Origin of the sequence: Streptomyces sp. CA-181903 (assembly GCF_050937075.1) — a bacterium.
GTDB lineage: Bacteria > Actinomycetota > Actinomycetes > Streptomycetales > Streptomycetaceae > Streptomyces.
Map to the genome: position 1 here is coordinate 4,911,140 of NZ_JBNJLY010000001.1, position 12,469 is coordinate 4,923,608.

Sequence of the window (12,469 nt, forward strand, 5' to 3'; positions counted from 1 at the left end):
GCCCTCGGAGGACCGTTGGACCCTATGAGGGGCGAACCCAGTTGCCCGAAGTGCGGTGGCCGGGTGCGCGCGCCCGGTCTCTTCGCCGACTCCTGGCAATGCGCGGCGCACGGCAATGTGCACCCTCTGCAACCCGTGGTCCCGCCGAGCGTCGAGGCGCTGGCCGTCGTCGTCGGGCGGGCGCGGGTCCCCGTCTGGATGCCCTGGCCACTGCCGGTGGGCTGGCTGTTCACCGGCGTCGTCTGCGCCGGCGACGACCGCAGCGGCGGCCGGGCCACCGCCGTCGCCTGCTCGGGCCCCGGCCCGCTCGGCGGCCCCGGAGAGCTGCTGCTGGTCGCCGAGGAACTGGGCGTCGGGCTGGGTGCCCGGTACGCGGGCATCGACGGACCCGACCCAGGTACGCGGCTGAGCGTCGACCGCCCCCCGGACGCCAAGGTCCTCGCGGCGGGCCGCCCCACCCCGCTCTGGCACGTCTCCGGCGTCCCCGGTGACCGGGCGGTCTTCGCCGGCGAGGCGTGCGGGCTCTGGCTGTGGGCCATCGTCTGGCCCGAGCGGTCGGGACTGCTGATGTACGACGAACTGGTCCTCACCGACCTGCGGGACGCCGGCGCGGAAGTGGACCTGCTGCCCTGCGGGGCGCTGTCGCCGTGGATCGTCTCGCCCTGAGTGCGGGCGATGCGTCCGGGCCCTGATGAGTCCGTGCGCTGACGAGCCAGTGCCCTGGGCCAGTGCCCTGAGCCCGGGTTCTGAGTTCGCGGCGGCTCGTGCGGCTCGTGCGGCTCGTGCGGCTCGTGCGGCTCGTGCGGCTCGTGCGGCTCGTGCGGCTCGTGCGGCTCGTGCGGCTCGTGCGGCTCGTGCGGCTCGTGACGGCCCTGCGGCGGGCTTGTCCGAGCCGCCCTGACGAGCCGCACTGTACAAACCGTCGTGTCCACCGCGCCCGGGGCGCCGGATCGGACCGGCCGGTGGGCGAGCGGGCGACCGTTATCCTGAACCGGATCGTCCGTCGCTTGCTGCTGATCGGTCCGTTCCGGTCAGTTCTCGTCCGTTCGCTGGGAGGCCCGTGTCGTGCGCATCGACCTGCACACCCACTCGACGGCCTCCGACGGCACGGACACCCCCGCCGAGCTGGTGCGCAACGCCGCCGCGGCGGGCCTGGACGTCGTCGCGCTGACCGACCACGACGGCGTCGGCGGGCACGCGGAGGCCATCGCGGCGCTGCCGCCGGGCCTCACCCTCGTCACCGGAGCGGAGCTCTCCTGCCGGCTGGGCGGCGCCGACGGCGTCGGCGTGCACATGCTGGCGTACCTCTTCGACCCGGCGGAGCCGGAGTTCGCCGCCGCGCGCGAGCTGGTCCGCGGCGGGCGCGAGCCCCGCGCCCGCGCCATGGTGGCCCGGCTGCGCGAACTGGGCGTGCCGATCACCTGGGAGCGGGTCGCGGAGCTGGCCAAGGGCGCCGTCGGCCGGCCGCACGTGGCGACGGCCATGGTCGAGCTCGGGGTGATCGACACCGTCTCGGACGCGTTCACGCCCGAGTGGATCGGCAACGGCGGCCGCGCCTACGCCGACAAGCACGAGTTCGACCCGTTCGACGCGGTCCGCCTGGTCAAGGCCGCCGGCGGGGTCACCGTCCTCGCCCACCCGATGGCCGTCAAGCGGGGCGCCTGCGTTCCCGAGGGTGCGATAGCCGAGCTGGCCGCGGCCGGACTCGACGGCATCGAGGTCGACCACATGGACCACGACGCCCCCACCCGCGCCCGGCTGCGCGGCCTCGCCGCCGACCTCTCCCTGCTGACCACGGGTTCCAGCGACTACCACGGCCGCAACAAGACCTGTGAACTGGGCGAGTTCACCACCGACCCGGAGATCTACGGCGAGATCACGCGCCGCGCGACGGGCGCGTTCCCCGTCCCGGGCGCGGGCGGCTGAGCCCGCACCACCCCGGAAGGCCCTCCGCGCGGGCCGGGCACTCCTGACGGCGTCCGGGCTTCCGCGCGCCTCCGTGCGCCGTACGGCGTCGGCGCGCCACCACCCGCCCTTCCGCGCAACCCCTTTCGCCTCCTTCGCTTCCGCGGCGATCCCCTTAGCCCCCTTCGTCCCTCTTCACTCGTCTTCGTCCTTCCCTGTCCCCCTACTTCCCGCGGCGGCCGCTCCGCCCGTCGCCCTCCCCGTCCTCCGACCGGCACCACACCGCAAGGCCCTCACTGTGTTCGACTTCGCTGTCTTCGGCTCGCTCTTCCTCACCCTGTTCGTGATCATGGACCCGCCCGGGATCACGCCGATCTTCCTCGCCCTGTCCTCGGGCCGGCCCGCCAAGGTCCAGCGGCGGATGGCCTGGCAGGCGGCGGCGGTGGCCTTCGGCGTCATCACCGTCTTCGGCGTCTGCGGCCAGCAGATCCTGGACTACCTGCACATCACCACCCCGGCCCTGATGATCGCGGGCGGCCTGCTCCTGCTGCTCATCGCGCTGGACCTGCTCACCGGCAAGTCGGAGGAGCCCACGCAGACGAAGGACGTCAACGTCGCGCTGGTGCCGCTGGGCATGCCGCTGCTGGCCGGGCCCGGCGCGATCGTCTCGGTGATCCTCGCCGTGCAGCACGCGGACTCGGTCGCCGCCCAGGTCTCGGTGTGGACCGCCATCGCCGCCATGCACGTGGTGCTGTGGCTGGTGATGCGCTACTCGCTGCTGATCATCAAGGTGATCAAGGACGGCGGCGTGGTGCTCGTCACCCGGCTCGCGGGCATGATGCTCTCCGCGCTCGCGGTGCAGCAGATCATCAACGGTGTGTCCCAGGTGATCCACAACTGGTGACCGACCCCGCGGCCGACATCCGGTGAACCCCCGCGCGGGCGACCGGAGTACGCCCCCGTGAACGCGAAGCGCCCCCGTACGGACGGTCCGTGCGGGGGCGTTCCGCGTCCGACGACTGCCGGACGTGCGTACTCTTCAGCCTGTCACCGGGTCGCGGTGTCGGCCGGGCGGATGTAGATGCGCTGGCCGATCGAGGCGGCCTGCTGCACGATCCGGTTGACGGAGGCGGCGTCCACGACGGTGCTGTCGAGGGCGGCGCCGTCGACGTCGTCCAGTCGCATGATCTCGAAGCGCACAGGCTTCTCCCTTCGTCTGATCCTCCTGAGGAGAACTTCGCAAGAACAGGAAGCGGCGCCGCCACTCTGCGGCGCGTTCCGTATCTGTCCAACGAGGTGCTGTCTGCAAACATTCCCTACGCTAAAGAAATTTTTATCATGACTAATTACTAACCGGTAGTGTTTTCGAGCGAGCGAGCCCCCACATGAACGAAGAACACCCGGAAACGCCTGGCCTGGCCGAGGTCGTCACCGGCATCGAGCGCACCAACGAACTGCTCACCCGCGTCCTCGCCGAGGTCGCCACCACCCCCGCCACCCACGCCGTCTTCGTCGACGCGGGCTACGCCTACGCCGCCGCCGGCCGCCTCGTCGTCGGCAGCGAGGACCGCCGGGCCATCGAGCTGGACGCCGAGGGCCTGATCGAGGCGTTCATCGACAAGGCGCGGACGATCTTCCCCGACAGCCGGCTGCTGCGCGTCTACTGGTACGACGGCGCCCGCCGCCGCATCCACACCGCCGAGCAGCAGGTCATCGCCGAGCTCCCCGACGTCAAGGTCCGGCTCGGCAACCTCAACGCCCACAACCAGCAGAAGGGCGTCGACTCCCTCATCCGCACCGACCTGGAGACCCTGGCCCGGCACCGCGCGATCAGCGACGCCGTGCTCGTCGGCGGCGACGAGGACCTGGTCTCCGCCGTCGAGGCCGCGCAGGCGTACGGCGCCCGCGTTCACCTCTGGGGCATCGAGGCCCCGGGCGGACGCAACCAGGCGGACCCGCTGCTCTGGGAGGTCGACAGCCGGCGCACCTTCGACCGGGACTTCTGCGAGCCCTATGTGAAGAGGCGGGCCGCCCCCGAGCCGCCCGTCGAGGCCCCGGCCCACCGCGGGGCGGTCCCGGACCGCGACGAGGTGCGGTTCGTCGGCGCCCGGGTCGCCTCCGAGTGGCTGGGCGCGCGGGGCCCCGACGCCCTGGCCGAGCTCCTCCCCGGCCACCCCTACCTCCCCGGCGCCGTCGACCAGGAACTGCTGGTCGCCGCCGAGTCGCTGCTCGGCCTGTCCCTCCGCGGCCACGCGGACCTGCGCCGGGCGCTGCGCGACGGTTTCTGGGACCACCTCCAGATGAGGTTCTGAGGGACCGGTGGAGCTGATGGGGATGGAGTAACGGGACGAGGGCATACGCCGAGGTGAAGAACTGCGCGTGGGACGCGCGTGCCGGAATGCGCACCGGAGGACCGAGTGGAACCCTTGCTACGGGTGGGTCACGGCCCGACGCGCGCCGGCCGCCCGTCACCGCTGGAGTACCGGACAAGAGAAACGAGGCGATCGGCCATGTCGGCTTCCGAGCGCGCGGGGCCGGGGACGCCCTGCTGGGTGAGCCTGTTGTCCGGCGACCTCGGCGCGGCGCAGCGGTTCTACGGCGCGGTGCTCGGCTGGACCTTCCGGCAGGGCTCGCTGGGCGAGGACTTCTGCGTGGCGCTCTCCGGCGGCCGGCCGGTCGCCGGGCTGGGCAACGTCGCCCGCCGGATGGGCGTCGCCGTCCACTGGAGCAGCTACTTCGCCGTGGACGACGCGGACACGGCCGCCGCGCGGGTCCGTGAGCGCGGCGGCACCGTCGCCGTCGGCCCGCTCGCCTTCGGCGGCGGCCGGGCCGTCCTGGCCGCCGACCCGGACGGCGCGGTCTTCGGGTTCTGGGAGGGCCGGGTGCTGCGCGACTGGAGCATCGGCAGCGGCGCCGCCCCCGCCTGGCTGGAGTTGCGCACCCGCGACTGCTTCGACGCCGCCCTCTTCTACGGGGGCGTCTTCCAGTGGGACAGCCAGGAGACGGACGTGCGCTACGAGGACGACGTGGTGATGGTCCGGGTGGCCGGCCAGACGGTGGCCTGCCTGCGCGGCGGTGCCGTCGAGGCGGCCCCCGACCCCAAGATCCGGCCGCGCTGGCACGTCTACTTCCGGGTGGACAACGTGGAGAAGGCCGTCGCGGCGGCCCAGGCGGCCGGCGGGTCGGTCGTCGCCGAGCCGGTCACCTCTCGGGTCGGTCCGGAGGCGACCCTCTGCGACCCCGAGGGCGGCATCTTCACGGTGACCGAGGCGGCGCGGGGCTGCTGACGGCCGAAGGGGAGCCGGCCGGCGGGGAGGCCGTCGGCACCCGGGACCAGAAGTCCAGGAGCCGGGCGGCCGTGGCCGCCGGCTGCTCGGCGTTCGGCGAGTGCCCGGCGCCCGCGATCAGCACCCGCCGCGCGGACAGCTCCTCCGCCATGGCGTCCAGCTCCGGCACCGGCCAGGCGTAGTCCTCCGCGCCGGAGACCACGCACAGCGGGAACGGCAGCCGTGCCAGCTCCGCGACCCGGTCCGGCTCCCCCGTCAACTGCCGTGCCGTCGTGGTCAGTTGTACGGGACGGGTGGTCAGCCAGCGGCGGTGCAGGAACGCGCTGTGTTCCGTCGGCAGGATGCTCCCCTCCGGATCGCCGCCCTGTTCGGCGTCGAGCCGCCGCATCTCCTGCCACACCTCCTCCATGCTCATCCCCACCCCTCAAGGGCGTGGATCAGCAGCCGGAGACGCTCCTGCTGCCCGGCGGAGACCGGCCCCCGCCCGCTGCTCATCAGCGTGAGCGAGCGGAACGGGCGCGGGTCGCGCAGCGCGGCCGCCCGGGCGATCAGCCCGCCGAGGGAGTGGCCGAGCAGATGCACCGGACCGTCGCCGAGCGCGGCGGCCTGCGCCAGCACGTCGAGGGCCAGCTCCTCCCGGCCGTAGGCCGACGCGTCGTCGGGCCCGGGCGTCTCGAACTGCCCCCGCCCGTCCACCGCCACGGCCCGCAACCCGCCCTCGGCCAGGGGCTCCAGCAGGGCGATGAAGTCCTCCTTGCTTCCCGTGAACCCCGGTACCAGCAGTACCGTGCCGCGGTGCGCGCCCGCGGGCCGGGCGTCGTGGACCGCGAACTCCTCGCGCGCGGTGGCGAGCCGGTACGCGCGGGCGCAGGAGGGCAAGGTGAGGAAGGGCGGCCTGCTCATGGTCCGAGGCTAACGCGACGTCCGATGGCCGCCGGTCCCGGGCGTCCCGATCGAAGAGGATCGACGCATGCAGAACACAGTGAACAACGCAGTGGTTCCCACGGAGTTCGACGGCAAGGTCGCCCTCGTCACCGGCGGCAGCCGGGGCATCGGCCGCGCGGTCGTCCTCCGCCTGGCGGCGGGTGGCGCGGACGTCGCCTTCACCTACCAGTCGAACGAGCAGGCCGCGGCGGACGTCGTCGCCGCCGTGAAGGCGCTCGGCCGGCGTGCCCTCGCCCTCCGCGCCGACGCGGCGGACGCCACGGCGGTACGCGGCGCGGTGGACGCGGCCGTCTCGGAGTTCGGACGCCTCGACATCCTCGTCAACAACGCGGGCGTCGGCGCCCTCGGCCCGATCGGCGAGTTGACCGAGGAGGTCATAGACCAGGCCCTCGCCGTGAACGTCCGCGGGGTCTACCTCACCACGCAGGCCGCCGTGCGGCACCTCGGTGAGGGCGGGCGCATCATCATGATCGGCAGCTGCATGACACAGCATGTGCCGTTCCCGGGTGGCACGCTCTACTCCACCAGCAAGGCGGCCCTCATCGGGCTCACCAAGGCCCTCGCCCGCGAGCTGGGCCCCGCCGGGGTCACCGTCAACATCGTCCACCCCGGTCCCGTCGACACCGACATGAACCCGGCGGACGGTCCGTTCGCCGAGGGACAGGCGGCGGCCACGGCCGTCGGCCGGTACGCGCGGCCGGAAGAGGTCGCGGCGACGGTGGCGCATCTGGCGGCGCCTTCCGCCGGGTACGTGACGGGGGCGTCGGTGGCCGTGGACGGGGGCTGGCCGCGTAGGGGGAGCCTGCGGTGTGCGTCCTCAAACGCCGGACGGGCTGACTTGGTCAGCCCGTCCGGCGTTTGAGGACAAGCGGCGAGGCCGCTTTCGGGGTCCGGGGCGAAGCCCCGGGAAACGGTGAAAGGGTGGGCCCGGGGCAGACCCCTTAGCCCACGACCTCCGCCTCGGCGACGGCCTTCTTGGCCGCCCGGGTGCGCTTCGGCTTGGCCTCGGCCTCCGCCACGGGCGCGTCGGCAACCTTCTTGGTCGCGCGAGCCCGCTTCGGCTTGACCTCGGCCTCACCCTCGGCAACGGGAGCGGCCTTCTTGGTCGCCCGAGCCCGCTTCGGCTTCGCCTCGGGGGCCTCACCCTCGGCGACCGGCGCGGCAGCGGCCTTCTTCGCCACCCGCGTCCGCTTCGGCTTGGCCGGCTCCTCCGCCGCGGCGGTCTGCTCCGGCTCGGCGGCCGCGGTGTCGGCGGCCTTGACCACGCGCTTGCGCGTCCGCTTGACCGGCGTGGCGGCCGCCTCGTCCGCCACCGGCTCGGCGGCGGTCTTCTTGGCGGCGCGCGTGCGCTTCGCGGGCGCGGCAGCCTCCGCGGCCTCGGCAGCCTCGACGGCCGGAGCCGCTTCGGCGCGCTTGACGGTCCGGCGCGTGCGCTTCACGGGCTCGGCGGCCTCGGTGGACTCGACAGCCTCCGCGGCCTCGACGGCCGGAGCCGCCTCCGCGCGCTTGACGGTCCGACGGGTCCGCTTCACCGGCGCGGCGGCTTCGGCGACCTCGGCCGCCTCGGCGGCCGGTGCCTCCGGCGCGTCCGTGCCCACGGTGGTGACGGCCCGCTTGGCGACCCGCCGCGTGCGCTTCACCGGCTCGGCCGCCGCGGGCTCGACCGTCACCGGCTCGACCGCCGGCGCCGCCGCAGCGGCGTCCGCACCGAGCGTGGTGACAGCTCGCGTGGCGACGCGTCGGGTCCGCTTCGCCGGGGCGGCCGGTGCCTCGGCGACCGGTTCGGCGACTGGCTCGGCGACCGGCTCGGCCGCCGGCGCGGCGTCCGCGCCGAGCGAGGTGACGGCCCGCGTGGCGACGCGTCGCGTCCGCTTCGCCGGGGCGGCCGGGGCGGCCGGTGCCTCGGCGACCGGCTCGGCGACGGACTCGGCCACCGGCGCGGCGTCCGCGCCGGGGGAGGTGACCGCACGCGTGGCGACCCGACGCGCCCGCTTAACGGGAGCGGCCTCGGTGCCGGCGGCCGGAGCCTGCGCCACCGGCGCCTCGACAACGGCCTTGGCGTTCGCCTTCGCCTCGGCGGCGGCCCGGGCGGCCGCCTGGACGCGCAGGAGAGCGGTCTCGACCGTCTCGAACTCGCCTTCCGGCACGGCCGTGGCCGGAGCCGCGTACCGCGGACGCGCGGTGCGGCCGTCCCTCGCCGACACGGCCTGGGACGGGAACGACGTGCCCTCCTGCCGGGACGCGGCGGTCCGGGCGCGGCGGCGCGGACGGGCCGGGGCCTCCGGCTCGGGGGCCTGCGCCGTGACCACGGACGTCTTCGGAGCCGTGGCGGCCCGGGCGGTCCTGGCCGCGGGCGCAGTGGACGCAGCGGGCGCCGTGGACGCGGCGGACGTCGTAACCGTCGCAGCCGTCGCGGGCGCCTCCTCCGCCGGAGCGGCGGCGGGGGACGCGGCAGGAGCCTCGGGAGCCTCCGGAGCAGCGGCCGGAGCGGTCTGCACCGCCGCCGGGGCCGTGCCGCGCGTACGGCGACGGCGGCGCGGGCGGGCGGGCGTCTCGGGAGCCGTCGTGGCCGGAGCAGCCGCGGGGGCGGCGCTCTCCGGCACGGCCGTCACGGCGGCCTCGGCTGCCTCCGGAGCGGCGAAAGTGGGCGCGGCGGTCGTCGCCGCGGCCTCCGGCGCCGCGCCCGAGCGCGTCCGGCGGCGCTGCCGCGGCGTACGGGTGCGCTCCGCGTGCTCGCCGGCGGCCTCCCGCTCGCCACGGTCACCCCGGTCGCCACGGCCGTCGCGGCCGCTCCGGCCGTCACGGTCGCCCCGGGCGTCACGGGAGTCCTTGGGCCCGCGGCCCCGGCCCGCCCCGCGGCCGCCGGTCTCGCCGAGGTCCTCGATCTCCTCGGCCTCCAGCCCGGCCAGGGTCCGCTGCGAGCGGGGCAGGACGCCCTTGATGCCGGCGGGGATGCCCAGCGCCTCGTAGAGGTGCGCGGAGGTGGAGTACGTCTCCTCCGGGTTGTCGAAGGGGAGTTCCAGCGCCTTGTTGATGAGCTTCCAGCGCGGGATGTCGTCCCAGTCGACCAGCGTCACGGCGGTACCCGACTTGCCCGCCCGGCCGGTGCGGCCGATGCGGTGCAGGTAGGTCTTCTCGTCCTCGGGCGTCTGGTAGTTGACGACGTGGGTGACGTTGTCGACGTCGATACCGCGCGCGGCGACGTCGGTGCAGACCAGCACGTCGACCTTGCCGTTGCGGAACGCGCGCAGCGCCTGCTCGCGGGCGCCCTGGCCGAGGTCGCCGTGGACCGCGCCGGCGGCGAAGCCGCGGCGGGTGAGCTGCTCGGAGATGTCGGCGGCGGTCCGCTTCGTCCGGCAGAAGATCATCGCGCGGTCGCGGCCCTGTGCCTGGAGGATGCGGGCGACCATCTCCGGCTTGTCCATGTTGTGGGCGCGGAAGACGTGCTGCGCGATGTTGGCGACCGTCTGGCCCTCGCCGTCCGGCGAGGTGGCGCGGATGTGCGTGGGCTGCGACATGTAGCGGCGGGCCAGCGAGATGACCGCGCCCGGCATGGTCGCCGAGAAGAGCATGGTCTGCCGCTTGGCCGGCAGCATGGTGATGATGCGCTCGACGTCGGGCAGGAAGCCCAGGTCGAGCATCTCGTCGGCCTCGTCCAGGACCAGCGCCTTGACGTGCGCCAGGCTCAGCTTCTTCTGGCCGGCGAGGTCGAGCAGCCGGCCGGGGGTGCCGACGATGACGTCGCAGCCGGCCTTGAGCGCCTCGACCTGCGGCTCGTACGCCCGGCCGCCGTAGATCGCCTGGACGCGCACGTTGCGCACCTTGCCGGCGGTGAGCAGGTCGTTGGTGACCTGCTGGCAGAGCTCACGGGTGGGGACGACGACGAGGGCCTGCGGCGCGTCGGTCAGCTGCTCGGGCTTGGCCCGGCCCGCCTCGACGTCGGCCGGGACGACGACGCGCTCCAGCAGGGGGAGGCCGAAACCGAGGGTCTTGCCCGTGCCGGTCTTGGCCTGGCCGATGACGTCGGAGCCGGAGAGGGCGACCGGGAGCGTCATCTCCTGGATCGGGAAGGGGTGGAGGATGCCGACGGCGTCGAGCGCCTCGGCGGTCTCGGGGAGGATGCCGAGCTCTCGGAACGTGGTCTTCTGGGTTTCCGGGGTATTCAGGGTGCTGCCTCTTCTGTGAGACGCGGCACGCGGCGGCGAAGGGGGTCGTACGAGGAGTCCGTACGTACCGCGCCGTCGTACTCGTTCCGGCGGGAGCCGGATGGCGCGGGACCACTGCCTTCGCGCGAGCACACGTGCTGCGAGCGGATCCCTCCTGGTGTGCGGACGACTCGTTCGCACCGCGTGGAGGGCGGTCGGTCGGGTGGAAGCCGATCGGGCCACCGACCGGGCATCCGCTGGCGCTCCGAGGACTCACTCCCGGAGGAACCTGCATGGAGACGGCCAGTCGAACGCACGCCATGCTCGGCGTACTCGGCGGGCCGTATAGCACTCTACCCCGGAACCGCGCATACGCGCCCGGGCCATTCGTCCCTGACCTTGTGGACGCCTGGCTGACCAGGGGCTTCCGTCTCGGGCGGAGCGGGCTAAGGTTCCGTTCATGGAGACGTCCGACAAGGCAGCGGCGGCCAACGGCCCCGCCGAGGAACTCACCGGAATCGCCGCCCAGGACTGGGCTCAGGCATCCGCCGACCCCCGTTACCGCGCCGCGGTCGTGGACCTGCTCGGCGCGCTGGCCTACGGCGAGCTGGCCGCCTTCGAGCGGCTGGCGGAGGACGCCAAGCTGGCGCCGACGCTGGGCGACAAGGCGGAACTGGCCAAGATGGCCGCCGCCGAGTTCCAGCACTTCCAGCGGCTGCGCGACCGGCTCGCGGCGATCGACGTCGAGCCGACCGCGGCGATGGAGCCCTTCGCCGCCGCGCTGGACGAGTTCCACGGCCAGACGGCCCCCTCGGATTGGCTGGAGGGCCTGGTCAAGGCGTATGTGGGCGACTCGATCGCCAGCGACTTCTACCGGGAGGTCGCGGCCCGGCTGGACTCCGACACCCGGGCGCTGGTGCTGACCGTCCTCGACGACACCGGGCACGCCACGTTCGCGGTCGAGAAGGTGCGGGCCGCGATCGAGGCCGAGCCGCGGGTCGGCGGCCGGCTGGCGCTGTGGGCGCGGCGGCTGATGGGCGAGGCGCTGTCGCAGGCGCAGCGGGTCGTCGCCGACCGCGACGCCCTGTCGACGATGCTGGTCGGCGGGGTGGCCGACGGCTTCGACCTCGCCGAGGTCGGGAAGATGTTCTCCCGGATCACCGAGGCGCACACCAAGCGGATGGCCGCGCTGGGCCTGGCCGCGTAGGCGCGGCGGCCGGTGCGGGCGGCGGGGTCGGTACACGGCGCACCGTCCCGTGACACCGGGGGCTCCGTCCGGCGGCCCGGCTCAGGCCGTGGCTGACCGGCGGGGCGGCCCGGCGGGGCGCAGCAGCAGGGACAGCAGGACGACCGCCACCACGAGCGAGGCCGTCAGGGTCGCGAGGGCGTGACCGGGGCCCAGCACGGAACGGGCCAGCAGCCCGCCGAACAGGCCGGCCACCGGTCCGGTGCCCAGCGTCAGGGTGCGGGAGCGGAACCGCCCGAAGCGGGCGGGCAGCCAGCGCAGGGCCCCGAGGGAGACGGCGAGGCCGATGAGGACCGAGCCGAGCGCTTCCCAGAGGATCATCGTCGTTACCCCTCCCGTGCCGCCGATGAGCGGCAGGTGCAAATCGGTCGTAGCGGTCCTACCCCGGGGCCGCCCGCGGCAACCCTCGGGGCAGGGCTCCCGTGGTGGCCTCCCATGCTTCTCCTCCGGGGCGCGCGCGGCGTTCCCGACACGCCTCGAAGCCCTCCGCAGGCCCCTCCGCAGGCCCCGTGGGCCCGGGTGTCCTCCGTACGCTGCGAAGGGGACGGCCGCCGGGTACGACAACGGGCGGGACCCCGGTGCCCGCGCACCGGGACCCCGCCCGCGTCCGGTGAATCAGATGGTGGTGAAGCCGACCCGCCGGGTGGCGGGCTGGCCGATCTCCACATAGGCCAGCCGGTCGGACGGGATCAGGACCTTGCGGCCGTGCTCGTCCGTCAGGCTGAGCAGCTGTGCCTTCCCGGCCAGCGCGTCGGCCACCGCGCGCTCGACCTCCTCGGCGGACTGACCGCTCTCCAGAACGATCTCGCGGGGCGTGTGCTGCACGCCGATCTTGACCTCCACGGCTACTGTCCCTCCGAAGGTGTGCGTCCCCCATGGCGTAGCCCAAGGGGAGGAGTGCGCGGACCCGCCGCGCCGTACGGTCCACACATTAGCCCGGC

General features: G+C 74.3%; 11 protein-coding genes and 1 pseudogene. 7 read left to right on the forward strand and 5 right to left on the reverse strand.

Features of this window, described 5'->3' with window-relative positions; translation table 11 throughout:
* Positions 1–24: 24 nt before the first annotated feature.
* The 3 genes from ACQEVS_RS22045 to ACQEVS_RS22055 all read left to right on the forward strand — a co-directional run bounded on the left by ACQEVS_RS22045 (position 25) and on the right by ACQEVS_RS22055 (position 2,809).
* Complete coding sequence (locus ACQEVS_RS22045) at positions 25–666, forward strand: DUF6758 family protein (RefSeq protein WP_433022929.1); 642 nt, start codon at positions 25–27, stop codon at positions 664–666.
* A 399-nt stretch (positions 667–1,065) separates the two neighbouring features.
* Positions 1,066–1,926, forward strand: a complete 861-nt coding sequence (locus ACQEVS_RS22050; RefSeq protein WP_433022931.1) for a PHP domain-containing protein — start codon at positions 1,066–1,068, stop codon at positions 1,924–1,926.
* A 277-nt stretch (positions 1,927–2,203) separates the two neighbouring features.
* The gene (locus ACQEVS_RS22055; protein WP_185941730.1) at positions 2,204–2,809 is read left to right on the forward strand and encodes a MarC family protein; all 606 of its coding nucleotides are present in this window, start codon (positions 2,204–2,206) and stop codon (positions 2,807–2,809) included.
* Between the two features lie 143 nt (positions 2,810–2,952).
* Here the strand turns inward: ACQEVS_RS22055 and ACQEVS_RS22060 are convergent, their stop codons facing one another.
* The gene (locus ACQEVS_RS22060; RefSeq protein WP_433022933.1) at positions 2,953–3,105 is read right to left on the reverse strand and encodes a hypothetical protein; all 153 of its coding nucleotides are present in this window, start codon (positions 3,103–3,105) and stop codon (positions 2,953–2,955) included.
* 185 nt (positions 3,106–3,290) lie between these two features.
* Here ACQEVS_RS22060 and ACQEVS_RS22065 point away from each other — a divergent pair, with 185 nt between their 5' ends.
* Both ACQEVS_RS22065 and ACQEVS_RS22070 read left to right on the forward strand, forming a co-directional pair.
* Positions 3,291–4,217: an NYN domain-containing protein gene (locus ACQEVS_RS22065; RefSeq protein ID WP_433022935.1), complete on the forward strand. Its 927-nt coding sequence runs from the start codon at positions 3,291–3,293 to the stop codon at positions 4,215–4,217.
* Positions 4,218–4,415: 198 nt separating this feature from the next.
* Positions 4,416–5,192 carry a VOC family protein gene (locus ACQEVS_RS22070; RefSeq protein WP_433022938.1) on the forward strand — a complete coding sequence of 259 codons (777 nt, stop codon included), beginning with the start codon at positions 4,416–4,418 and terminating at the stop codon, positions 5,190–5,192.
* Here the strand turns inward: ACQEVS_RS22070 and ACQEVS_RS22075 are convergent.
* A pseudogene (locus ACQEVS_RS22075) lies at positions 5,161–6,095 on the reverse strand (alpha/beta fold hydrolase). The gene ACQEVS_RS22070 and the pseudogene ACQEVS_RS22075 overlap by 32 nt on opposite strands.
* Positions 6,096–6,162: 67 nt before the next feature.
* Between ACQEVS_RS22075 and ACQEVS_RS22080 the strand changes: the two are divergent.
* The gene (locus ACQEVS_RS22080) at positions 6,163–6,999 is read left to right on the forward strand and encodes an SDR family oxidoreductase (RefSeq protein WP_433022941.1); all 837 of its coding nucleotides are present in this window, start codon (positions 6,163–6,165) and stop codon (positions 6,997–6,999) included.
* 79 nt (positions 7,000–7,078) lie between these two features.
* Here ACQEVS_RS22080 and ACQEVS_RS22085 read toward each other — a convergent pair whose 3' ends face one another.
* A complete protein-coding gene (locus ACQEVS_RS22085) occupies positions 7,079–10,192 on the reverse strand; it encodes a DEAD/DEAH box helicase (protein WP_433022943.1) in 3,114 nt (1,037 codons plus the stop codon).
* Between the two features lie 550 nt (positions 10,193–10,742).
* Here ACQEVS_RS22085 and ACQEVS_RS22090 point away from each other — a divergent pair.
* On the forward strand, positions 10,743–11,489 hold the full coding sequence (locus ACQEVS_RS22090; protein WP_433022946.1) for a ferritin-like fold-containing protein: 747 nt from the start codon (positions 10,743–10,745) through the stop codon (positions 11,487–11,489).
* An 81-nt stretch (positions 11,490–11,570) separates the two neighbouring features.
* Here ACQEVS_RS22090 and ACQEVS_RS22095 read toward each other — a convergent pair whose 3' ends face one another.
* Positions 11,571–11,849 carry a hypothetical protein gene (locus tag ACQEVS_RS22095; RefSeq protein WP_433022948.1) on the reverse strand — a complete coding sequence of 93 codons (279 nt, stop codon included), beginning with the start codon at positions 11,847–11,849 and terminating at the stop codon, positions 11,571–11,573.
* Positions 11,850–12,143: 294 nt separating this feature from the next.
* On the reverse strand, positions 12,144–12,371 hold the full coding sequence (locus ACQEVS_RS22100) for a DUF3107 domain-containing protein (protein WP_223772179.1): 228 nt from the start codon (positions 12,369–12,371) through the stop codon (positions 12,144–12,146).
* Between the last annotated feature and the right edge of the window lie 98 nt (positions 12,372–12,469).